The sequence below is a fragment of the Streptomyces sp. NPDC031049 genome (assembly GCF_055571015.1).
In genome coordinates, this window is sequence record NZ_JBVIGC010000023.1 from 14,894 (window position 1) to 35,684 (window position 20,791).

Genomic DNA, 20,791 nt, shown 5'->3' on the forward strand with positions numbered 1-20,791 from the left:
GGCCTCCCGCTTCTTCGTCCTGCCCGGAGGTCCCCCATGCCCGCGCCCCTTGTGCGCCCCTTCCGCCGCGCCGACCGCGACCAGCTGACGGACCTGGTGAACGCCCACGTCGCCGCCGTCGCCCCCGGTGTCTCCGTCTCCGTGAACACCGTCCTGAGCGCGTTGGAGCGCCAGCCCGACGAGTTCGTCACCGACCCGTGGGTGGCCGAGCGCGTGACGCTGGTCGCCGAGGAGCGCGGGGCCCTCGTCGCCGCCGCCCATCTGCTGCGCTACCGGGACGATCCCGAGGTCGGCGAGGCCTACCGCGACGCCGGTGCCGTCGACTGGTTCGTGTGCCATGTGCCGGCGTCCTTCCGGCCGGACCCCGCGCCCGCCGCCGACCTGCTGATGCGGGCGTGCCTGGCCCAGCTCGCCCGCTGGGACGTCCGGGTCCGCTACGCCGACGGAGCGCTGCCCGCTCCCCTCGTGTACGGCCTGCCGCGCACCTGGCCGCACGTCCGGGCCGTGTACGAACGCGCCGGGTTCCGGCACACGGGCGACACGGAGGTCATCCTCCTGGCGCGCACGGCCGACCTGCCCGCCGACCCGCCCGGCCCCGGCGTCACCGTCGAGCGCACGCTGGGCGCCTGCGGCACCCGCTTCACCGCCCGCGCCGACGGGCGGGCCCTCGGCCACATCGAGGTGGACACCGCCCTGTCCCGCCCCGAGCGGCACACGAGGGCCGCGGGCCTCGCCGACATCGGCGACCTCCACATCGAACCGGGGGAGCGGGGCACCGGCCTGGAGCGGAGGCTGCTCGCCCGGGCCGCCGACTGGCTGCGCCTGTGCGGAGTGGACCGGCTCGCCGCCTACGAGACGGAGGGCGACCGCACGGCGATCACGGACCTGACCGGGGCCGGCTTCCGGGAGCTGACCCGCACCGACCGGGGCTGGGAGCACCGGCCGGACTGAGCGGCGGGCCGGCGGCCGGACCCGGCGGTACGGGCAGGTCCGGCCGGGCGGTACGGGCGGGTCCGGCCGGGCGGGTCAGATGCCCGGCCGGTACCGCAGCGGATGGTCCGCGGGCACCTCCACCAGCACGATCGGCGTGCCGTCCGGGTCGGCGATCCACATCTCCACCAGGCCCCACGGCTCCTGCACCGGCGGACGGACGATCTCCACGCCCTTGGCGCGCAGCTCGTCGTGGGCCGCCGTGACGTCCTCGACCTGCATCCACAGCCGCGGGCCCGGGTCCGCCGGCGCCTCGGCCCGGCCGGAGACCTCCAGGAAGCCGCCGCCGAGGAAGTAGACGGTGCCGCGCTCGGGTCCGGTGCCGAACTCGCGGTGGACGGCGAGGCCGAGCTGCTCGCCGTAGAAGGCACGGGTCCGCTCGGGGTCGGTGGGACGGAGGAGCACACGGCTGCTGAGTACATGCACCATGCGGCGGAGCCTAGTGCGGGCATTACCCTTCTGGGTGTTCCTGCCGCGCCGAGAACCGGAGACCTGTGCCATGGACACCGCCGCCACCGGACTGACCTTCCGCGACGCCGTCGACACCGACGTCGACGACCTGGTGGCGCTGATCGAGTCGGCGTACCGGGGGGACGCCAGCCGGGCCGGGTGGACCACCGAGGCCGACATCCTCCAGGGGCAGCGCACCGACCGGGAGGGCGTACTGGAGGTCGTCAAGTCGCCCGACAGCAGGCTGCTGACCGCCGAGCGGGACGGGCGGATCATCGCCTGCTGCCAGCTCGAGCACCGCGGCGAGCACGCCTACTTCGGGATGTTCGCGGTCAGCCCGGCGCTCCAGGGCGGCGGGCTCGGCAGGACGGTCCTCGCCGAGGCGGAGCGGCAGGCCCGCGCGGACTGGGGCGTGACCGAGATGCACATGACCGTGATCTCCGTGCGCGAGGACCTGATCGCCTGGTACGAGCGCCGCGGCTACCGCCGTACCGGCCGGATGACGCCCTTCCCGTACGGCGACGAGCGCTTCGGCATCCCGCAGCGGGACGATCTCCGGTTCGAGCTGCTCGTCAAGCCGCTGGTGTGACGGGCCCGCGGGCGGCGGGAGGGCCCGCCGTCAGGCGGTGAAGCGGCCCGTGCGCCTGATCTCCGGGTAGTCGGTGGTCGCGCCGTCCAGCCCGAACGCCCGCACGAGCCTGAGCTGCTGCTGGGTGTTGATCGTCCAGGAGAAGACCCGCAGGTCCGCCGCCCGTGCCCGCTCCACGGTCTCCAGGGTGAGCCGCTGGATGTCCAGGCAGACGCTCCCCGCCCCGGCCGCGACCGCACGGTCCACCACCTCGGGGCCGTAGTACTGGGCGACCAGCGCCGTGCGCACCCCCGGTACCAGCCGGGCGATCTCGGTGATCGCCTCGTCGTGGAAGGAGATCACCTCCACCCGGCCGGCCAGGTTCCGGCGGAGCATCACCTCGGCCAGCGTCCGTGCCGCGGCCACGTCCTTGATCTCGGCCTGCACCGGCAGCGACACGGCGTCCAGCGCCTCCTCGAACACCGGCACCCGCTCCCCGAGCCCCGCGTCCAGCGAGCGCAGCTCCGCCAGCGTCTTGTCGGCGATCGGGCCCGTACCGTCGGTCGTGCGGTCCACGTGCGCGTCGTGCATGACGACCAGCTCGCCGTCCTTGCTCAGGTGCAGGTCCAGCTCGACGACGTCGAGACCGGCCCGCTCGGCGGCGACGAAGGAGCGCAGGGTGTTCTCCGGCTCGACACCCGCCACTCCGCGGTGGCCGATGGTGAGGAAGTTCAAGGTTCCGCTCATTCCCGTCGACGGCGAGGACACATCCGACCGCTTCCCCGGCGCCGCCGTGGGTATACGGGTCTGGCTCCGGCAGTTTCGGTGGCCCCCGCGCACTCCGGGCGACCTACAGGAAAAAGTGCGGTGCAGGCGGGGGTGGGGCAGGATAATTTCCCGAGGCCCCCCTTGCTGGGAGGAAGCGCGTATGCATACGGTGTCCTGACGCGAGGTTCTCCCGTGGAGGATGAGACATGACGGAAATTCTTGTGCAGGTGGGTACGGAGGAGACGGTTCCTCCCGTGAGCGGGGTGGTCGAGCACCCTGCTTGGCCCGTGCTCAAGGATGCCGTGGAGTGCATCCGGCCATGGCAGTCCAAGGACGGGTCGATCGACTTCGACGCCGAGGGCGCCCCGGACCGCGCCGAGGCCGAGCAGGCCGTCGCGCGCGTCGTGGAGGCCGTGAAGGAGCTGTCCCCGCTGCTCCCGCACGACCGCGCCTATCACGAGGCCCTGGTGACGGACCTCGGCCGCTGGGCCGAGGGCGGCTTCCAGGTGCCCGACTTCCTGGACTCGCTGCTGGCGTTCCAGCCGGCCGCGAACCGCCAGGACGGCCTCCAGCACCTGGTCGTCTTCCCGATGTACACGCAGAACGGCAACCCGGACCGCAACCTCGAGGCGGTCGTGCTGCGCATGGTCTGGCCGGACTGGCTGGCCGAGCTGGAGCGCACCCGCTACGACAACCCGCTGTTCTGCGGCATCACCTTCGAGGACTTCACCTCGGGCTACGACACCAACTCCGCCGTGCTCTTCCCGGAGACCATCGCCGTGCGCGAGGCCCCCGAGCGGTTCACCTGGGGCGGCATCTTCTGCGACCGCGAGGCGGCCCGCTTCCGCCGGGTCACCGAGGCCGCCGTCGACATCCTGGGCCTCGAGCTGCCCGAGGACGTCGCCGCGATGGTGCACGACCAGAAGCGCTGCGAAGAGGCGTTCGTCCTGTGGGACATGGTCCACGACCGCACCCACAGCCACGGCGACCTGCCCTTCGACCCGTTCATGATCAAGCAGCGCCAGCCGTTCTGGATGTACGGCCTGGAGGAGCTGCGCTGCGACCTCACCGCCTTCAAGGAGGCCGTGAAGCTGGCCGGCGAGGGCGTGCCGCAGGCCCGCGACGTCCAGGTCGCGGTGCTGTTCGACCGCATGTTCCGCTTCCCGGTCACCGGCGAGCGGGTGCGCAACTACGACGGCCTCGGCGGCCAGCTGCTCTTCGCCTACCTGCACAAGCACGACGTGGTGCGGTGGACCGACAACAAGCTCTCCATCGACTGGGAGCGGGCCCCGCAGGTCACCAACCAGCTGTGCGCCGAGATCGAGAAGCTCTACCGCGACGGCATCGACCGCCCCAAGATCGTCCACTGGTTCGCCGGCTACGAGCTGGTCTCCACCTACCTCGCCCCGCACCCGGGCTCGAAGTGGGCCAAGGGCCCCGACGCCCTGGACCTGTCCCAGCCGCCGCGCAAGCTGGTGGACGACGTGCTCCCGGACGAGTTTCCGCTGAGCATGTTCTACGAGGCCCTGTCCAAGAAGCTGAAGAAGGTGATTGCCTCCACCAAGGGCATCACGGCGGACGGTGCCGAGCGGACGGCCGCGTGAGCGACCGCACCGACAGGCAGACTCAGGCTCGGGAGGCGAGGACCATGGGGAACGGGGCGCTTGACGGCGCGGTGATCGCGGTGGCCGGTGCGGGCGGCCCTGCCGGCCGGGCGGCACTGCTGCGGCTCGCCGAGGCGGGGGCGACGGTCGTCGGCTCGGACAACGACCCGCAGCGGCTGGCCGAGGCCGTGGACGCGGCGCGCTACGCGCACGGCGGCGCGTCGGTCACCGGTGAGACGGTCGACCTGCTCGACCTGGACTCCACCCGCCAGTGGGCCGACCGCATCGAGAAGGAGCACGGCCGCGTCGACGGCCTGGTCCACCTCGTCGGCGGCTGGCGCGGCAGCCAGACCTTCACCAAGACGAACCTCGACGACTGGGAGCTGCTGGAGAAGCTGCTGATCCGCACCGTCCAGCACACCTCCCTCGCCTTCCACGAGGCGCTCCAGCGCAGCGACCGGGGCCGGTACGTCCTGATCAGCGCGTCCGGCGCGAGCAGGCCCACCGCGGGCAACGCCGCGTACGGCGCCGCCAAGGCCGCCGCCGAGGCGTGGACCCTGGCCATGGCGGACTACTTCCGCAAGGCGGGGGGCGAGCAGGGCCCCACGTCCGCGGCTGCGATCCTGGTGGTCAAGGCGTTGGTGCACGACGCGATGCGTGCCGAGCGGCCCAACGCGAAGTTCGCGGGCTTCACGGACGTCAAGGACCTGGCCGAGGCCGTCGCCGGTGTCTGGGAGAAGCCCGCCGCGGAAGTGAACGGAAACCGTCTGTGGCTGACCGAGAAGCCGTGAACCCCCCGAAGACCGACGCACGCCGCCGGCACGACCCCGGGCACCGGGGTTTCGCCAGCGACAACTACGCCGGCGCCCACCCCGAGGTGCTCGCCGCCCTGGCCCTGGCCAACGGCGGGCACCAGGTGGCCTACGGCGAGGACGTCTACACCGAGAACCTCCAGCGGGTGATCCGCAGCCACTTCGGGCCCACGGCCGAGGCCTTCCCGGTGTTCAACGGCACCGGCGCCAACGTCGTCGCGCTCCAGGCGGTCACCGACCGCTGGGGCGCGGTGATCTGCGCCGAGAGCGCGCACATCAACGTCGACGAGTGCGGGGCGCCGGAGCGGGTCGGCGGGCTGAAGCTGCTCACCGTCCCCACGCCCGACGGCAAGCTCACCCCCGAGCTGATCGACCGGCAGGCGTACGGCTGGGACGACGAGCACCGCGCCATGCCGCAGGTCGTCTCGATCACCCAGAGCACCGAGCTGGGCACCCTCTACACCCCGGACGAGATCCGCGCCATCTGCGCGCACGCGCACGCCCGCGGCATGAAGGTGTACCTCGACGGCTCGCGGATAGCCAACGCCGCCGCCTCCCTGGACGTCCCGATGCGCACGTTCACCAACGCGGCCGGCGTCGACCTGCTCTCCCTGGGCGGCACCAAGAACGGCGCGCTGTTCGGCGAGGCGGTCGTCGTCCTGAACCCCGACGCCGTGCGGCGTATGAAGCATCTGCGCAAGCTGTCGATGCAGCTCGCGTCCAAGATGCGCTTCGTCTCCGTGCAGTTGGAGGCGCTGCTCGCCAAGGACCTGTGGCTGCGCAACGCCCGCCACAGCAACGAGATGGCACAGCGTCTGGCCGAGGGCGTGCGCGCGGTGCACGGGGTGGAGATCCTCTACCCGGTGCAGGCCAACGCGGTCTTCGCCCGGCTGCCGCACGAGGTGAGCGAGCGGCTGCAACAGCGCTTCCGCTTCTACTTCTGGGACGAGGCCGCCGGTGACGTCCGCTGGATGTGCGCCTTCGACACCACCGAGGAGGACGTCGACATGTTCGTGGCGGCCCTCAAGGAGGAGATGGCCCGCCAGTAGAGCGGAGAACGTCCCGCTGCATAAGTATGCGGCCACACGAAAAGTCATTGACCGAGGAGTGGCCGCGTTCCTATGCTCTGCGGGCATGGAGCTGATCCAGGAAACCTCGGACCTGTCCGCCTACCTCGCCGCCGACGAGGTCATCGACCACGAGTCCCCGTTCGTGCGGGACACGGCGGCGCACCTGGCGAGGCGGGCGGCGGACTCGTATGACTATGCGCGGCTGGCCTTCGAGTTCGTGCGGGACACCATCGCGCACTCGCAGGACTCCGGCGACCCTCGCGTCACCTGGCGGGCCTCCGACGTCCTGGAACGGCGCACCGGGATCTGCTACGCCAAGGCCCACGCGCTCGCCGCGCTGCTGCGGGCCGAGGACATCCCCACCGCCCTGTGCTACCAGCTACTGGGCGTGGTGCACGGCCTGGTCGCCGTACGCCTCGACGGGGCCTGGCACCGGCAGGACCCGCGCGGCAACAAGCCGGGCGTGGACGCCCGCTTCTCCCTGAACGGGGAGCGACTGGCCTTCGAGCCGGACCCGGCGGCCGGCGAGGCGGACCATCCGGTCCTCTACGCGGCACCGCATCCGGCCGTGCTGCGCGCCCTCAGATCGGCCGCCGACCGGGACCAGCTCTGGCGCACCCTGCCCACCGCCCTGTGAGGTGCCGGGTCAGTCCCACCGCCCTGTGAGACGCCGGAGTCAGTGGGCCTCGGCCGCCCGGACCTGCTCCGGCGTCGGGGCCGTGCCGCCGAGATGGGCCGGCATCCACCAGGTGTCCTCCGGGCCCTTCGGCCGGACCGGGTAGGCGCGCTGGGCCGCCTCCAGCAGTTCCTGGACCCGCTCGCGCAGCTGACGGGTGATCGCACCGGCGTACTTGTCGCGGGAGGCCTCCAACGCCTCGCCGACCCGGATGGTGATCGGGGTGTGACTGCGCTTGAAGTTGCGCGGGTGTCCCTTGGTCCACAGCCGCTGGGTGCCCCACACCGCCATCGGGACCAGTGGGACGCCCGCCTCCTGCGCGAGCCGTGCCGCACCGGACTTGAAGGTCTTCAGCGTGAACGACTGCGAGATGGTGGCCTCCGGGAAGACGCCGACGATCTCGCCGGATCTCAGCGAGTCCAGGGCGTGGGCGTAGGCCGCCTCGCCCTGCCCGCGGTCCACCGGGATGTGCTTCATGCCCCGCATGAGCGGGCCGGAGATCCGGTGCCGGAAGACCGACTCCTTGGCCATGAAGCGCACCAGCCGCTTCTGCGGCAGCGCCGCCAGGCCGTTGAAGATGAAGTCCAGGTAGCTGATGTGGTTGCTCACCAGTACGGCGCCGCCCGAGCGCGGAATGTTCTCCGAACCGCGGCAGTCGATCTTGAGATCCCACACCTTGAACATCGTGCGGGCGAGACCGATGACCGGGCGGTAGACGAGTTCTGCCATGGGCGGGACGTGCCCTTCCTGCTCTGCCGGGGGAGGGTCTCCCCGTGGAAGTTACGCAGCCGTAGGTTTTCGGCTTGTCGCAGATCGTGCCCCAAGAACGGCCGGTGAACCAGCCCTGGCGCCCCCCGGCGGCGAGATTCTCATCACGTCACTCCTGCGCCCGGCCCCGGGAATGCCCCGGCCCGCCGCAACGCTGCCACTGCGAGAAGACCGTCCGGCACGGTGCCGGACACGGCCCGCGGCGGCGGGCGGCGGACGAAACGGAGCCGCGACGGCGGCGGAGCGGAGCAGGCACGTGCGCGGGGTGGACGACGGCCGGCGGCTCGGACCCCGGGACCTGGGCGGGGACCTCGGCGAGCGCGCCACCCTCGTGCAGTTCTCCAGTGCCTTCTGCGCCCCCTGCCGGGCCACCCGCAGGGTGCTCGGCGACGTGGCCGGCCTGGTCCCGGGCGTCGCCCACGTCGAGATCGACGCCGAGGCCCGGCTGGAGCTGGTCCGCGCGCTGGAGATCGTCCGGACGCCCACCGTGCTGGTCCTCGACGCCGACGGCCGCGTCGTGCGCAGAGCCGCCGGCCAGCCGCGCAAGGCCGACGTGATCGCGGCCCTGGGGGAGGCGCTGTGACCACCGCCACTGCCGCCACGAGAGCTCTTCCACATACCGAGCAGTCACTTGACTGCGTCTTCCGACGATCGACAGCCTGGCTGCATGCCCTCCGGCCCTCCCTTCGTCCCGGCCGGGGGCACGGCTCAGAAGGACACCCCGTATGACGGCCCCCTCCGACCTGATCGCCCCCCGGCTCACCGGCCCCGAACTCCTGCGGTCCGTCTTCCGGCGGCACGCCGCCTCGGTCGCCGTGGTCACCGCCCGTGGTGACTCCGGTCCGGTCGGCTTCACCGCCACCTCCCTGACCTCCGTCTCCGCCGAACCGCCCCTGCTCTCGTTCGGCATCGGCACCGGCTCCTCCAGCTGGCCCGCCGTCGCCGGCGCGGAGCACGTCGGCGTCCACCTGCTCGGGGAGCACCAGGAGCAGCTGGCGGCCACGTTCGCCCGCAGCGGCGCGGACCGCTTCGGGCCGGGCACCGCCTGGCGGGAGGGACCCGAGGGCGTTCCCGTCCTGGACGGCGTCCCCGCCTGGCTGGTGTGCGGGATCGTCGCGCGGGTCCCGGCGGGCGACCACCGCATCGTGCTCGCCGAGGTGCTCCACGGCGATCCCGGCGGGCCGGGCCGGCCCCTGCTCTACCACCAGGGCCGCTACAGCGGTCTGCGTGACTGACCGTCCGTCCCCCGCGCCTGCGAAGCCGTCGAGTTCCGGTTACGCTGCGTTGCAAAGGTCACAGTTCAAAGCGCTTGCTTAGCGGGAAAGAACTGGGTGTACTGACGAGTAATATTCCGGGTGGAGCGGTGCCCCGCACCGGCCCGGGATCGGCCGCTTGGGGCGCCTATGCTGCCTGCAAGCAGGCAGCACTGAAATGACGATGCAGTAGGAGAGCCGGCGTGAGCTTGAGGATCGTTGTCACTGTGAAGTACGTGCCCGACGCCACTGGCGACCGGCACTTCGCCGATGACCTGACCGTCGACCGGGACGACGTGGACGGTCTGCTCTCCGAACTGGACGAGTACGCGGTCGAGCAGGCGCTGCAGATCTCGGAGAACTCCGACGACGACGTGGAGATCACCGTTCTCACGGTGGGCCCGGAGGACGCCAAGGACGCGCTGCGCAAGGCGCTGTCCATGGGCGCCGACAAGGCGATCCACGTGGAGGACGACGACCTGCACGGCACCGACGCCATCGGCACCTCGCTGGTGCTGGCCAAGGCGATCGAGAAGGCCGGTTACGACCTGGTGATCTCCGGCATGGCCTCCACCGACGGCACCATGGGCGTCGTCCCGGCCCTGCTGGCCGAGCGCCTCGGCGTCCCGCAGGTGACGCTGCTGTCGGAGGTCTCGGTCGAGGGCGGCACGGTCAAGGGCCGCCGCGACGGCGACGCCGCCACCGAGCAGCTGGAGGCCTCCCTGCCGGCGGTCGTGTCGGTGACCGACCAGTCGGGCGAGGCGCGGTACCCGTCCTTCAAGGGCATCATGGCGGCGAAGAAGAAGCCGGTGGAGTCCTGGGACCTGTCCGACCTGGACATCGACGAGGACGAGGTCGGCCTGGAGAACGCCTGGACCGCCGTCGAGTCGGCGGCCGAGCGTCCGGCGCGCAGCGCGGGCACGATCGTCAAGGACGAGGGCGAGGGCGGCAAGCAGCTCGCTGAGTTCCTCGCGGGCCAGAAGTTCATCTGAGCCCGGATCCGCTGACCGTCCCTCATCTTTCGCAAGCAGGAGAGAAGAAGTCCCATGGCTGAAGTTCTCGTCTACGTCGACCACGTGGACGGCGCCGTCCGCAAGCCCACCCTGGAGCTGCTGACGCTCGCCCGTCGCATCGGCGAGCCGGTCGCCGTCGCCCTCGGCAGCGGCGCCGGTGACACCGCCGCCGCCCTCGCCGAGCACGGCGCCGTGAAGGTCCTGACCCACGAGGCCGCCGAGTACGCCGACTACCTGGTCGTGCCGAAGGTGGACGCCCTCCAGGCCGCCTACGAGGCCGTGTCCCCGGCCGCGGTGCTGGTGCCGTCCTCCGCCGAGGGCAAGGAGATCGCCGCCCGTCTGGCGCTGCGCATCGGCTCCGGCATCATCACCGACGCCGTCGACCTCGAGGCCGGCGACGAAGGCCCGGTGGCGACGCAGTCGGTGTTCGCCGCCGCGTACACCACCAAGTCCCGCGTGTCGAAGGGCACGCCGGTCATCACCGTCAAGCCCAACAGCGCCGCCGTCGAGCCGGCCCCGGCCGCCGGTGCCGTCGAGGCGCTGAACGTGACCTTCTCGGAGAAGGCCACGGGGACGAAGGTCACCGCGCGCACCCCGCGTGAGTCGACCGGGCGTCCGGAGCTGACCGAGGCCGCGATCGTGGTCTCCGGCGGCCGTGGCGTGAACGGCGCGGAGAACTTCGCGATCATCGAGGCCCTCGCCGACTCGCTCGGCGCGGCCGTCGGTGCCTCGCGTGCCGCGGTGGACGCCGGCTGGTACCCGCACACCAACCAGGTCGGCCAGACCGGCAAGAGCGTCTCGCCGCAGCTGTACATCGCCTCGGGCATCTCGGGTGCGATCCAGCACCGGGCGGGTATGCAGACCTCGAAGACGATCGTGGCGATCAACAAGGACCCCGAGGCGCCGATCTTCGAACTGGTCGACTACGGCGTCGTCGGCGACCTGTTCGACGTCGTCCCGCAGCTCACCGAGGAGATCAAGGCCCGCAAGGGCTGACCCCTCGCCGGCAGCGCCCGGACGGTGCGCCGCCCGAGCCGCGCCCGAGGCCCCCGCGACCGTTTCCCGGTCCGGGGGCCTCGGCCGTGTGCGGGGCCGCCGTCCCGGCCGACGCGCGAGAGGGTGTTGACCGGCGGGAAGCTCGCCGGATAACTTCGCTCTGCGGATTGTTGATTCCGTAAAGCGGAAAAGATGAACAGGAGCGTGTGGGAATGGGGCAGCAGGAGAAGGTGGCGACGAGCCTCGCGGGCGCGGTCAGCGAGGAGATCAGCGCCTCCCTCGCACCGGTCGACGCGGAGCTGGAGCGCCGCTACCCCGGAGACCCCGGCACCCGCCAGCCCGTCCACACCGTCTACGTCCCCGGTGACGTCTTCTCCGCCGACACCGTCCGCTCCTGGGGCGAGGAGGCCCTCGCTGCCCTCGACGAACACGCCCCGGACGCCGACTCCTTCGCCGCCGTCCTCGGCCTCTCCGCGGACCTGGCCGAGCCGGTCTACACGCGGGTGCGCGCCAAGCTGGAGCGGGAGCCGATCGAGGACCTGCGCGTCGACTTCGAGGACGGCTACAAGGGCCGCGACGAGGACCAGGACGCGGCCCGCGCCGCCCGCCTGATCGCCGAGGCCCGCGCTGGGGGCACCTCCCGGCCGAAGGCTGGGGGAGGCACGGCGGCGCCCTACATGGGCATCCGCATGAAGTGCATGGAGGCCGCCGTGCGCGACCGGGGCATCCGCACGCTCGACGTCTTCCTCTCCGGCCTGATGGAGGCCGGGGGCCTGCCCGACGGGCTGGTCCTCACCCTGCCGAAGGTCACCTACCCCGAGCAGGTCACCGCGATGGTGCGGCTGCTGGAGGCCTTCGAGCGGGCGCGTGGCCTGGAGCCCGGCCGGATCGGCTTCGAGATCCAGATCGAGACCAGCCAGTCCATCCTCGCCGCCGACGGCACGGCCACCGTCGCCCGCATGATCCAGGCCGCCGAGGGGCGCGCCACGGGCCTGCACTACGGCACCTTCGACTACAGCGCCTGCCTCGGAGTCTCCGCCGCCTACCAGGCCAGCGACCACCCCGCCGCCGACCACGCCAAGGCGATCATGCAGGTCGCCGCGGCCGGCACCGGCGTACGGGTCTCCGACGGCTCCACCAACGTCCTGCCCGTCGGCCCCACCGAGAAGGTCCACGACGCCTGGCGCCTGCACTACGGCCTCACCCGCCGGGCCCTGGCCCGCGCCTACTACCAGGGCTGGGACATGCACCCCGGGCACATCCCCACCCGGTACGCGGCCGTGTTCGCCTTCTACCGCGAGGGCTTCGAGCAGGCCGCCGCCCGGCTCGCCCGCTACGCCAACCACACGGGCGGCGACGTCATGGACGAGCCCGCCACCGCCAAGGCGCTCAGCGGCTATCTGCTGCGCGGCCTGGACTGCGGCGCCCTGGACATCGCCGAGGTCGCCCGGCTGACCGGCCTGACCCGTGCCGACCTGGAGGGCTTCGCCGCTCCGCGGCGCGGCGACCTGACCGCCACGGCCCGGTAGCCGCCCCGGCGGTGCCCGGTGCGGGGCGGCACCCTCACATCCGCCACCACCGGCCCGTACCGCCACGGCCGCCCCGCGGAGCAGGGCGACGACAAGGTGCCGGCGTCCTCGACGCCGGCACCGTTCTACGTCGGGGGCGGCGCGAACGACCAGCCGGTGCCCGGGCTCCCCGTCCGCTGAAGCGCCACGTACCGCTCGAGGCCGGACGCCGTCACCCGCTTCTCCCCGGCGAACAGCCGGGTGCCCCGCGCGCACAGCCCCGGATCGGTGCGCGCCCGCGCGCAGAACTCCTCGGGGGTGGCACCGAACAGCTCGCGGAGCGACGGCGAGCCGGCGAGGAGTTCACGGAGCAGCTCCCGCTGGCCCGGGTGCACGCACGGCGTGCCCGTGCCGTCGTGCAGGACCCCGTGCCGGTTGACGTAGGCATGGGCCCCGCGCAGCACGCCGCCGTCGGCCAGTTCGATCCGCACGTCGGGCGCGGGCAGCCAGGCCCGGTCGTAGTTGCCGGTCGGCAGGGGCACGCCCTCGCTGGCGTCGATCACCGCGAGCTGCTCGGCGTCGAGCCAGAGGACGAACAGCGTGCGGACGGCGTCCGGAGCGGCGACCGGCGAGGCGGACACGTAGCCCATGCGGCTCACATGCGCGGAGACGCCGATGTCGATGCCGGTGACCCGGGCCCTGACCATCGGGATCGGCGCCTCGACGCCGAACTCGGCCATCTTGTGCCGCAGCTGGCCGGGGCAGGCGTTGGAGCCGATCGCGAGCACCGGGACGCGGTCGTCGTGCACGAGCCTGTCCAGCGGCAGCATCCGGTCCCCGTCCAGCAGCCCCGAATCCGCGGGCCAGGCGCCCGGGTAGAGCAGCGGATGTTCGCGCGGCACGTCCGCCAGCCCGAGGGAGCGCAGCGAGCGGCCGGCCGGGCGCGGATCGTCCGCCTCCCGCTCCCTCCCGCCCGGTACGGGCCGGCCCGGTCCCCGGCTGTGCTCCGTCATACGACGCTCAGCCCGCCGGCGGCAGCTCGCCCGAGCCGCGGGTGATCAGCCGGGTGGGCAGCTCGATGCGCTCGGGGACCGGCAGGGCGCCGTCCAGCTGCCGGAACAGCCGCTCGGCGGCGGTGCGGCCGAGGGCCGCGGCGTCCTGGGCGACGACGGTGACGCCCGGCTGGAGGAGGTCGGCCAGCTCGATGTCGTCGAAGCCCACCAGGGCGACCGGACGGGGATGCCCGGCCAGGACCCGGATCACGGTGACCGTCACCCGGTTGTTGCCGGTGAAGACCGCGGTGACCGGGTGCGGACCGGACAGCATCTCCTCGGCCGCCCGGCGCACCCGCTCCGGGTCGGTGACGCCCAGGGACATCCAGGAGTCCTCGACCGGGATACCGGCGTCCTCCATCGCCGCCCGGTAGCCGCGCAGCCGCTCGGCGGCCGTGTGGATGCGGGGCATGTCCCCGATGAAGCCGATCCTGCGGTGCCCGTGGGCGATGAGGTGGGCGACCCCGTCGCGCGCGCCGCCGAAGTTGTCGGACAGCACCACGTCCGCGTCGATGTGGCCCGCCGGACGGTCCACGAACACCGTGGCGACGCCCGCCTTCAGCTCCGGCTCCAGGTACCGGTGGTCGTCCCCGGCCGGGATCACCACCAGCCCGTCCACGCGGCGTGCGCACAGCGCCAGCACCAGTTCCTGTTCGCGGTCCGGGTCCTCCGCGCTGGAGCCGTTGATCAGCAGGGCGCCATGGGCGCGGGCCACCTCTTCCACGGCCCGGCTCAGCGGACCGTAGAACGGGTCGGCGAGGTCCTCCAGCACCAGGCCGATGCTCGCCGTGCGGCCCTTGCGGAGCACGCGGGCGCTGTCGTTGCGCCGGAAGCCGAGCGCGGCTATGGCCTCCTGGACACGGCGCTCGGTGTCCGGGGTGACGCCCGGCTCCCCGTTCACCACCCGGGAGACGGTCTTCAGGCCGACCCCGGCCCGGGCGGCGACGTCCTTCATGGTCGGGCGGTTGCCGTAACGGTGCCCGGCGGGGCGGTCGGGGCGGCGGGGCGTTGCGGGCACGGTGCGGTGTCCTGTCCTGTCGTCCACGGAGCGCGTCGCTCCTGCTCGTCACGCGGGGGATGCGTCGGTCATGCGTTTGTATGAGGATGTGGCGTCGAGCATAGAGCCTGGACAACGTTGTCAGACGCAGGAGACACTGTCCAGCGCAATCTTCGGCCGGTGTCCCCCAGCACCTGGCACGGCGGCTGCTGTTCCTCTGTGGTTCTCGTATGTGTTCCTCATTCGTGTTGTTCATGGTTGACGGGGAGATCCGACACTGATGCACACCGACCTCGTGGCCGCGCTGGACATCGGCGGCACCAAGATCGCCGGAGCGCTGGTGGACGGCGCCGGCCGGATCCTGGTGCGGGCCCAGCGCGCCACGCCCGCACGGCAGGACGGCGAGACCGTGATGCGGGCGGTCGAGGAGGTGCTCGGTGAGCTGACCGCCTCGCCGCTGTGGGCACGGGCCAGGGCCGTCGGCATCGGCAGCGCCGGCCCGGTGGACGCGACCGCGGGCACGGTCAGCCCGGTGAACGTGCCCGGCTGGCGCGCCTACCCCCTGGTCCGGCGGGTCCGGGACGCCGCGGGCGGCCTGCCCGTCGAGCTGATCGGCGACGGCGTGGCGATCACGGCGGCCGAGCACTGGCAGGGCGCCGCCCGCGGCCACGACAACGCGCTGTGCATGGTGGTCTCCACCGGCGTCGGCGGCGGACTGGTGCTGAACGGCCGGCTGCATCCCGGCCCGACGGGCAACGCGGGCCACATCGGCCACATCAGCGTGGATCTCGACGGCGACCCCTGCCCGTGCGGGGCCCGCGGCTGCGTCGAGCGCATCGCCAGCGGACCCCACATCGCCCGCCGCGCCCTGGACGCCGGGTGGCGCCCCGGGCCGGACGGCGACACCTCGGCCGCCGCGGTGGCCGCCGCCGCCCGCGCGGGCGACCCGGTCGCCGTGGCGTCCTTCGAGCGGGCGGCGCAGGCACTGGCCGCCGGGATCGCGGCCACCGCGACCCTGGTGGAGATCGACATCGCCGTGATCGGCGGCGGGGTCGGCAAGGCGGGGGAGGTGCTGTTCGGTCCGCTGCGCGAGGCGCTCACCCGGTACGCGACCCTGTCCTTCGTACGGCACCTGACCGTGGCCCCGGCCCAGATGGGCACGGACGCCGGGCTGGTGGGCGCCGCGGCGGCCGCCCTCGCCCGGACGCCGTCGGGCGTGACCGCGGCGGGCGTCTGAGACCCCGGGAGCGGAATCGTGGCCGCGCCGTCGCCGAGCCGACGGCCGGACCGGCCATGCCGGAACGACGCCGGGTGCCGTGGCCGTCGGCGGTGGAAGCCGGGCATCCGGGTGGAAGTCGGCTCGGCGGTGGAAGCCGGGCGTCGGCGGTCGAAGTCGGCGGTAACTTCTGCCCGTCGGAGCAGTTGAACCAGGACATGAAGAAGCGCAGCATGCTCGCCATCGCCTCCCTCGCCACCGGCTTCGTCGTCGCGGCGGTCACCCCGTCCCACGCCGTGGGAGAGCTTCCCCTCGGCCTCGACGTGGAGGACACCCTCAGCTCCGTCGACGTCGCGCCGGACAGCCTGACCCCCTCGGACGACTCCGGCCGGGAGGACTGACGCGGCTCCCCGCACGGCGACAGCGCCGGCGCCCGTACCGAGGGCGTCGGCGCTGTCGCGTCCGCGCCCTCAACTGCGGCTGGTTTCCGTGACAGGGTGGAGCGGGCAAGCCACAGGGGGCCAACAGAAGAGGGGGACCTGTGACCGTCGTCTGGATCAACGGCGCGTTCGGTGCGGGGAAGACCACCGCCGCACGGGAACTGATCGAACTGATCCCGAACAGCACGCTCTTCGACCCCGAGGTCATCGGCGCGGCGCTCCCGCACCTGCTGCCGGCCAAGCATCTCTCGGAAGCCGGTGACTTCCAGGACCTTCCGATCTGGCGCCGCCTGGTGATCGACACGGCGGCGGCCATGCTCGCCGAGCTGGGCGGCACCCTGGTGGTTCCCATGACCCTGCTCCGCCAGGAGTACCGCGACGAGATCTTCGGCGGCCTCGCCGCCCGCCGGATACCGGTCCGGCACATCCTGCTCGCCCCGGCCGAAACGATCCTGCGGGAGCGCATAGCCGGCCGGGAGGTCCCCCCGGACCTCCCCGACGGCGAGATGCGGGTCCGCCAGTGGTCCTACGACCGCATCGAGCCCTACCGCGCCGCCCTCGCCTCCTGGCTGACCGCGGACGCCCACCCCGTCGACACCAGCGCCCTCACCCCGTACGAGACGGCCGTGCGCATCGCCGAGGCGGTCGGCAGCGGTGCCGTGCCCGCCTGCGACATCGTGCAGACGCCCGAGCCCACCGCCGAGACGCTCGCCGCCGGCGTCCTCCTCTTCGACGAGCGGGACCGGGTCCTGCTGGTCGACCCCACCTACAAGGCCGGCTGGGAGTTCCCCGGCGGGGTCGTGGAACCCGGCGAGGCGCCCGCACGCGCGGGCGTGCGCGAGGTCGCCGAGGAGACCGGCATCCGCCTGGACCACGCGCCGACGCTGCTGGTCGTGGACTGGGAACGGCCCGCCCCGCCCGGATTCGGTGGCCTGCGCCTGCTCTTCGACGGCGGACGGCTGGACCGCGCCGATACCGGTCGGCTGCTGCTGCCCGGGCCCGAACTGCGCGCCTGGCGCTTCGTCACCGAGGAGGAGGCCGCCGACCTGCTGCCCCCGGTGCGCTACGAGCGGCTGCGCTGGGCGCTGCGGGCCCGGGAACGGGGAGCGGCGCTCTATCTGGAGTCCGGCGTCCCGGTCGGCTGACGCCGGCCGGGCAGACATCGGCCGGGCTGACACCGACCGGGCTGACACCGCGGGCGGACATCGGCCGGCCAGACGTCGGCGGGCCATGCGTCGCCGGTGCCGGACGCCCGGTCTCGGCCGACGGTGCATTCACCGGGCGCCGCACCGACGCCGCCCGGTCACATGGCGACGGCCGGCGGTGCAACGCCGCCGGCCCGCTCGCCGCGGACGCCGGACGCGGCCCGACGGGCTCAGCTCGCCGCGTAGTTGCGCAGGAACAGCGCCTCCGCCACCGACAGCCGCTCCAGCTCCTGCGGCGACACGCTCTCGTTCACGGCGTGGATCTGCGCCTCCGGCTCGCTCAGGCCGATCAGCAGGATCTCGGCGCCCGGATAGAGCGAGGCCAGGGTGTTGCACAGCGGGATCGAGCCGCCCTGCCCGGCGTACTGCATCTCCTGGCCCGGGTACGCCACCGCCATCGCGTCCGCCATGGCCCGGTACGCCGGGCTGGTGGTGTCGGCGCGGAACGCCTGGCCCTGGCCGATCTGCTCGACGCGCACCCGCGCGCCCCACGGCGTGTGCGTCTCGACGTGCGCCTGGAGCAGCTTGGTGGCCTCGGCGGCGTCCACGCCCGGCGGCACCCGCAGGCTCACCAGCGCACGGGCGCTCGCCTGCACCGACGGCGTGGCACCCACGACCGGCGGGCAGTCGATGCCGAGGACCGTGACGGCCGGGCGTGCCCAGATGCGGTCGGCGACCGTGCCGGAGCCGATCAGCCCCACGCCGTCGAGGACCTTGGCGTCCTTGCGGAACTGCTCCTCGTCGTACTCCAGGCCCTCCCACCGGCTGTCCGTCGTCAGGCCGTCCACGGTCGTCGAACCGTCCTCGGCCCGCAGCGAGTCCAGCACCCGGATCAGGGCGGCCAGGGCGTCGGGGGCCGCGCCGCCGAACTGGCCGGAGTGCAGGTTGCCTTCGAGCGTGTCGACCTGCACCCGGACCAGGGTCATGCCGCGCAGGGTCGAGGTGACCGTCGGCAGACCCACGCGGAAGTTGCCCGCGTCGCCGATGACGACGGTGTCCGCCTCCAGCAGCTCCGGGTGCTCCTCGGCGTACCGCTCCAGACCGCCCGTGCCCTGCTCCTCGGACCCCTCGGCGATCACCTTGACGTGCACCGGCACGCCGCCGTTCGCCTTGAGCGCTCGCAACGCGAGCAGGTGCATGATCACGCCGCCCTTGCAGTCGGCGGCGCCGCGTCCGTACCAGCGCCCGTCGCGCTCGGTCAGCTCGAACGGCGGCGTGTGCCAGCCGGCCTCGTCCAGCGGGGGCTGCACGTCGTAGTGGGCGTAGAGCAGGACCGTTTTTGCGCCCTCGGGACCCGGCAGGTGGCCGTAGACGGACTGCGTGCCGTCCGGGGTGTCCAGCAGGGCCACGTCCTCGAAGCCCTCGGCGCGCAGCGCGTCGGCGATCCAGTTCGCCGCGCCCTCGCTCTCGCTCCGGGGGAACTGGTCGAAGTCCGCCACCGACTTGAACGCCACCAGTTCGGTGAGCTCCGCCCGCGCCCTGGGCATCAGCGAGGCGACGGTCTCGGCGACCGGATTCGACGACATGGGCACGCTCCTTGTGGGTGCGACGTTGTACCGGGTGCGATCCTCGCACAGGGGCCTGCGGCGCTGCCGCCGTAGGATGCGAAGGTCATCAGCGGCAGGCGGCTTGATCGGAGCAGTAGACCATCGTGAGCAGCGAGAACTCTTCGGCGGACGACGCGCGTCAGGTGTGGGACGTCGTCGTGGTGGGCGCGGGACCCGCGGGGGCCTCGGCGGCCTACGCGGCGGCGGTCGCGGGTCGGCGCGTGCTGTTGCTGGAGAAGGCGGACCTGCCCCGCTACAAGACCTGCGGCGGCGGCATCATCGGCCCCTCGCGCGACGCCCTGCCGCCCGGCTTCGAGCTGCCCCTGAAGGACCGCGTGCACGCGGTGACGTTCTCCCACAACGGGCGCTTCACCCGGACCCGCCGCTCCAAGCAGATGCTCTTCGGACTGATCGACCGGCCCGAGTTCGACCAGCAGCTCGTCGAGCACGCGCAGAAGGCGGGCGCCGAGCTGCGCACCGGCGCGACGGTGACGCGGGTCGAGCAGCACGGCTCCGCGGTCCCGGACCGGCGCACGGTCGCGGTGGTCCTCCAGGGCGGCGAGACGGTGCTGGCGCGGGCCGTCGTCGGCGCGGACGGCAGCGCCAGCCGGATAGGAGCCCACGTCGGGGTCAAGGTCGACCAGGTGGACCTGGGCCTGGAGGCGGAGATCCCGGTGCCGGAGACGGTCGCCGAGGACTGGAAGGGACGCGTCCTCATCGACTGGGGCCCGATCCCCGGCAGTTACGGCTGGGTCTTCCCCAAGGGCGACACCCTGACGGTGGGGGTCATCTCGGCCCGCGGCGAGGGCGCGGCGACCAAGCGCTACCTGGAGGACTTCGTGGGCCGGCTGGGCCTCGCCGGGTTCGAACCGGCCGTCTCCTCCGGGCATCTGACCCGTTGCCGCGCCGACGACTCGCCGCTCTCGCGCGGCCGGGTCCTGGTGTGCGGGGACGCGGCGGGGCTGCTGGAGCCCTGGACCCGGGAGGGCATCTCGTTCGCGCTGCGCTCGGGCCGGCTCGCGGGGGAGTGGGCGGTGCGGATCGCCGAGGCGCACGACGCGGTGGACACCCGCCGGCAGGCCCTGAACTACGCGTTCGCCGTCAAGGCCGGGCTCGGCGTGGAGATGAGCGTCGGCAAGCGGATGCTGGCGGTGTTCGAGCGGCGGCCGGGCGTCTTCCACGCGGCCCTGACCGGTTTCCGTCCGGCGTGGCGGGCGTTCCGGGAGATCACCCAGGGGGCGACGTCGCTGGGCGAGCTGGTGCGCGGCCACCCCATGGCCCAGCGCGCGCTGGCCGCTCTGGACCGCCGCCCCGGGGCTGCGGCGGACGGCGAGGTCAGCTCCTGACCTCGATCCGGAAGACCGGGTGGTCGGGGGCGGACGCGATGATCTCCTCGTCGGTGGACTTCGCGGTGACCCCCTGGAAGTACTGGCCGACCTCCCAGCCCCACTTCCGGAGATAGGTCCGCAGCACCGGGAGCTTCTCCTCGTCGGGCAGCTCCACCGCGGTGAACTGCCGGACCTTGCGCCCGACGCGCAGTTCCCCGCCCCCGGCGGCGCGCATGTTGCGCACCCACTGGGAGTGGCCGCGTGCCGAGACCAGGTACTGCGCGTCCCCGTGGCGGTGCGGATTGACCGGGAGGCGCTGCATCCGTCCGCTCGTGCGCCCGCGGACGGACAGCTCGGCGGTGCCGGCCAGGCTGATGCCCAGCCGGGCGAGCCGGCCGACGAGCCGGTTGAACCGGGCGGCGACCGGTCCTGCCTTGAGGTAGTACGGCGACGCGGACGACATGAGGTGCCTCCAGGGGACTTGGTCGTGGAGCACCGCTCTCTTTTGTGAGCACTGCTCTCTCGACGTC

The 20,791-nt window shown here is 72.9% G+C and carries 21 protein-coding genes and 1 pseudogene; 15 read left to right on the forward strand and 7 right to left on the reverse strand.

The annotated features are described in order from the left end of the window. The first annotated feature begins 36 nt into the window (after positions 1 to 36). Complete coding sequence (locus tag ACZ45Q_RS29980; RefSeq protein WP_468267049.1) at positions 37 to 951, forward strand: GNAT family N-acetyltransferase; 915 nt, start codon at positions 37 to 39, stop codon at positions 949 to 951. Between the two features lie 75 nt (positions 952 to 1,026). Here ACZ45Q_RS29980 and ACZ45Q_RS29985 read toward each other — a convergent pair whose 3' ends face one another. Then, the gene (locus ACZ45Q_RS29985) at positions 1,027 to 1,419 is read right to left on the reverse strand and encodes a VOC family protein (RefSeq protein WP_468267051.1); all 393 of its coding nucleotides are present in this window, start codon (positions 1,417 to 1,419) and stop codon (positions 1,027 to 1,029) included. A 70-nt stretch (positions 1,420 to 1,489) separates the two neighbouring features. Between ACZ45Q_RS29985 and ACZ45Q_RS29990 the strand changes: the two genes are divergently transcribed. Beyond that, entirely contained in the window at positions 1,490 to 2,029 is a 540-nt protein-coding gene (locus tag ACZ45Q_RS29990; RefSeq protein ID WP_468267053.1) for a GNAT family N-acetyltransferase, read from the forward strand. A 30-nt stretch (positions 2,030 to 2,059) separates the two neighbouring features. Here ACZ45Q_RS29990 and ACZ45Q_RS29995 read toward each other — a convergent pair whose 3' ends face one another. Continuing rightward, positions 2,060 to 2,743: a glycerophosphodiester phosphodiesterase gene (locus tag ACZ45Q_RS29995; protein WP_468267055.1), complete on the reverse strand. Its 684-nt coding sequence runs from the start codon at positions 2,741 to 2,743 to the stop codon at positions 2,060 to 2,062. A 239-nt stretch (positions 2,744 to 2,982) separates the two neighbouring features. Here ACZ45Q_RS29995 and ACZ45Q_RS30000 point away from each other — a divergent pair, with 239 nt between their 5' ends. From ACZ45Q_RS30000 to ACZ45Q_RS30015, 4 genes are all read left to right on the forward strand, one after another. Further along, a complete protein-coding gene (locus ACZ45Q_RS30000) occupies positions 2,983 to 4,380 on the forward strand; it encodes a DUF6421 family protein (RefSeq protein ID WP_468267057.1) in 1,398 nt (465 codons plus the stop codon). 44 nt (positions 4,381 to 4,424) lie between these two features. Beyond that, positions 4,425 to 5,171, forward strand: a complete 747-nt coding sequence (locus ACZ45Q_RS30005) for an SDR family NAD(P)-dependent oxidoreductase (RefSeq protein WP_468267059.1) — start codon at positions 4,425 to 4,427, stop codon at positions 5,169 to 5,171. Then, entirely contained in the window at positions 5,168 to 6,241 is a 1,074-nt protein-coding gene (locus ACZ45Q_RS30010; protein WP_468267061.1) for a threonine aldolase family protein, read from the forward strand. The genes ACZ45Q_RS30005 and ACZ45Q_RS30010 overlap by 4 nt, the downstream gene beginning before the upstream one ends. A gap of 85 nt (positions 6,242 to 6,326) precedes the next feature. Continuing rightward, the gene (locus tag ACZ45Q_RS30015; RefSeq protein WP_468267063.1) at positions 6,327 to 6,899 is read left to right on the forward strand and encodes a transglutaminase domain-containing protein; all 573 of its coding nucleotides are present in this window, start codon (positions 6,327 to 6,329) and stop codon (positions 6,897 to 6,899) included. A 39-nt stretch (positions 6,900 to 6,938) separates the two neighbouring features. On the opposite strand, the gene ACZ45Q_RS30020 is transcribed toward ACZ45Q_RS30015, so the two are convergent. Continuing rightward, the gene (locus tag ACZ45Q_RS30020) at positions 6,939 to 7,667 is read right to left on the reverse strand and encodes a lysophospholipid acyltransferase family protein (RefSeq protein ID WP_468267065.1); all 729 of its coding nucleotides are present in this window, start codon (positions 7,665 to 7,667) and stop codon (positions 6,939 to 6,941) included. Positions 7,668 to 7,939: 272 nt separating this feature from the next. Here ACZ45Q_RS30020 and ACZ45Q_RS30025 point away from each other — a divergent pair. The 5 genes and pseudogenes from ACZ45Q_RS30025 to ACZ45Q_RS30045 all read left to right on the forward strand — a co-directional run. Then, positions 7,940 to 8,289, forward strand: a pseudogene (locus ACZ45Q_RS30025) (TlpA family protein disulfide reductase); the annotation flags it as partial. A 142-nt stretch (positions 8,290 to 8,431) separates the two neighbouring features. Then, the gene (locus tag ACZ45Q_RS30030; protein WP_468267067.1) at positions 8,432 to 8,941 is read left to right on the forward strand and encodes a flavin reductase family protein; all 510 of its coding nucleotides are present in this window, start codon (positions 8,432 to 8,434) and stop codon (positions 8,939 to 8,941) included. 221 nt (positions 8,942 to 9,162) lie between these two features. Next, positions 9,163 to 9,951: an electron transfer flavoprotein subunit beta/FixA family protein gene (locus tag ACZ45Q_RS30035; protein ID WP_468267069.1), complete on the forward strand. Its 789-nt coding sequence runs from the start codon at positions 9,163 to 9,165 to the stop codon at positions 9,949 to 9,951. A gap of 54 nt (positions 9,952 to 10,005) precedes the next feature. After that, positions 10,006 to 10,968: an electron transfer flavoprotein subunit alpha/FixB family protein gene (locus ACZ45Q_RS30040; RefSeq protein WP_468267071.1), complete on the forward strand. Its 963-nt coding sequence runs from the start codon at positions 10,006 to 10,008 to the stop codon at positions 10,966 to 10,968. A gap of 212 nt (positions 10,969 to 11,180) precedes the next feature. Continuing rightward, positions 11,181 to 12,497, forward strand: a complete 1,317-nt coding sequence (locus ACZ45Q_RS30045; RefSeq protein WP_468267073.1) for a DUF6986 family protein — start codon at positions 11,181 to 11,183, stop codon at positions 12,495 to 12,497. Positions 12,498 to 12,622: 125 nt separating this feature from the next. Here ACZ45Q_RS30045 and ACZ45Q_RS30050 read toward each other — a convergent pair whose 3' ends face one another. Beyond that, a complete protein-coding gene (locus ACZ45Q_RS30050; RefSeq protein WP_468267075.1) occupies positions 12,623 to 13,489 on the reverse strand; it encodes a hypothetical protein in 867 nt (288 codons plus the stop codon). 7 nt (positions 13,490 to 13,496) lie between these two features. After that, complete coding sequence (locus ACZ45Q_RS30055; protein WP_468267077.1) at positions 13,497 to 14,573, reverse strand: LacI family DNA-binding transcriptional regulator; 1,077 nt, start codon at positions 14,571 to 14,573, stop codon at positions 13,497 to 13,499. Between the two features lie 232 nt (positions 14,574 to 14,805). On the opposite strand from ACZ45Q_RS30055, the gene ACZ45Q_RS30060 reads away from it, so the two are divergent. The 3 genes from ACZ45Q_RS30060 to ACZ45Q_RS30070 all read left to right on the forward strand — a co-directional run bounded on the left by ACZ45Q_RS30060 (position 14,806) and on the right by ACZ45Q_RS30070 (position 17,326). Further along, positions 14,806 to 15,762: an ROK family protein gene (locus ACZ45Q_RS30060; protein WP_468267079.1), complete on the forward strand. Its 957-nt coding sequence runs from the start codon at positions 14,806 to 14,808 to the stop codon at positions 15,760 to 15,762. A 197-nt stretch (positions 15,763 to 15,959) separates the two neighbouring features. Beyond that, positions 15,960 to 16,142 carry a hypothetical protein gene (locus tag ACZ45Q_RS30065; RefSeq protein WP_468267081.1) on the forward strand — a complete coding sequence of 61 codons (183 nt, stop codon included), beginning with the start codon at positions 15,960 to 15,962 and terminating at the stop codon, positions 16,140 to 16,142. 140 nt (positions 16,143 to 16,282) lie between these two features. Next, complete coding sequence (locus ACZ45Q_RS30070; RefSeq protein ID WP_468267083.1) at positions 16,283 to 17,326, forward strand: NUDIX hydrolase; 1,044 nt, start codon at positions 16,283 to 16,285, stop codon at positions 17,324 to 17,326. A gap of 230 nt (positions 17,327 to 17,556) precedes the next feature. On the opposite strand, the gene ACZ45Q_RS30075 is transcribed toward ACZ45Q_RS30070, so the two are convergent. Then, the gene (locus ACZ45Q_RS30075) at positions 17,557 to 18,912 is read right to left on the reverse strand and encodes a M20/M25/M40 family metallo-hydrolase (RefSeq protein WP_468267085.1); all 1,356 of its coding nucleotides are present in this window, start codon (positions 18,910 to 18,912) and stop codon (positions 17,557 to 17,559) included. Between the two features lie 125 nt (positions 18,913 to 19,037). On the opposite strand from ACZ45Q_RS30075, the gene ACZ45Q_RS30080 reads away from it, so the two are divergent. Then, positions 19,038 to 20,279: a geranylgeranyl reductase family protein gene (locus ACZ45Q_RS30080; protein ID WP_468267087.1), complete on the forward strand. Its 1,242-nt coding sequence runs from the start codon at positions 19,038 to 19,040 to the stop codon at positions 20,277 to 20,279. Here the strand turns inward: ACZ45Q_RS30080 and ACZ45Q_RS30085 are convergent. Then, complete coding sequence (locus ACZ45Q_RS30085; protein ID WP_468267089.1) at positions 20,269 to 20,724, reverse strand: nitroreductase family deazaflavin-dependent oxidoreductase; 456 nt, start codon at positions 20,722 to 20,724, stop codon at positions 20,269 to 20,271. The genes ACZ45Q_RS30080 and ACZ45Q_RS30085 overlap by 11 nt on opposite strands. Between the last annotated feature and the right edge of the window lie 67 nt (positions 20,725 to 20,791).

What these genes read in the sequence shown, in the direction of transcription:
- ACZ45Q_RS29980 (WP_468267049.1), top strand. Translation starts at nt 37, where the DNA reads ATGCCCGCGCCCCTTGTGCGCCCCTTCCGCCGCGCCGACCGCGACCAG.
- ACZ45Q_RS29985 (WP_468267051.1), bottom strand. Translation starts at nt 1,419, where the DNA reads ATGGTGCATGTACTCAGCAGCCGTGTGCTCCTCCGTCCCACCGACCCC.
- ACZ45Q_RS29990 (WP_468267053.1), top strand. Translation starts at nt 1,490, where the DNA reads ATGGACACCGCCGCCACCGGACTGACCTTCCGCGACGCCGTCGACACC.
- ACZ45Q_RS30000 (WP_468267057.1), top strand. Translation starts at nt 2,983, where the DNA reads ATGACGGAAATTCTTGTGCAGGTGGGTACGGAGGAGACGGTTCCTCCC.
- ACZ45Q_RS30005 (WP_468267059.1), top strand. Translation starts at nt 4,425, where the DNA reads ATGGGGAACGGGGCGCTTGACGGCGCGGTGATCGCGGTGGCCGGTGCG.
- ACZ45Q_RS30015 (WP_468267063.1), top strand. Translation starts at nt 6,327, where the DNA reads ATGGAGCTGATCCAGGAAACCTCGGACCTGTCCGCCTACCTCGCCGCC.
- ACZ45Q_RS30020 (WP_468267065.1), bottom strand. Translation starts at nt 7,667, where the DNA reads ATGGCAGAACTCGTCTACCGCCCGGTCATCGGTCTCGCCCGCACGATG.
- ACZ45Q_RS30030 (WP_468267067.1), top strand. Translation starts at nt 8,432, where the DNA reads ATGACGGCCCCCTCCGACCTGATCGCCCCCCGGCTCACCGGCCCCGAA.
- ACZ45Q_RS30040 (WP_468267071.1), top strand. Translation starts at nt 10,006, where the DNA reads ATGGCTGAAGTTCTCGTCTACGTCGACCACGTGGACGGCGCCGTCCGC.
- ACZ45Q_RS30045 (WP_468267073.1), top strand. Translation starts at nt 11,181, where the DNA reads ATGGGGCAGCAGGAGAAGGTGGCGACGAGCCTCGCGGGCGCGGTCAGC.
- ACZ45Q_RS30050 (WP_468267075.1), bottom strand. Translation starts at nt 13,489, where the DNA reads ATGACGGAGCACAGCCGGGGACCGGGCCGGCCCGTACCGGGCGGGAGG.
- ACZ45Q_RS30060 (WP_468267079.1), top strand. Translation starts at nt 14,806, where the DNA reads ATGCACACCGACCTCGTGGCCGCGCTGGACATCGGCGGCACCAAGATC.
- ACZ45Q_RS30065 (WP_468267081.1), top strand. Translation starts at nt 15,960, where the DNA reads ATGAAGAAGCGCAGCATGCTCGCCATCGCCTCCCTCGCCACCGGCTTC.
- ACZ45Q_RS30075 (WP_468267085.1), bottom strand. Translation starts at nt 18,912, where the DNA reads ATGTCGTCGAATCCGGTCGCCGAGACCGTCGCCTCGCTGATGCCCAGG.
- ACZ45Q_RS30085 (WP_468267089.1), bottom strand. Translation starts at nt 20,724, where the DNA reads ATGTCGTCCGCGTCGCCGTACTACCTCAAGGCAGGACCGGTCGCCGCC.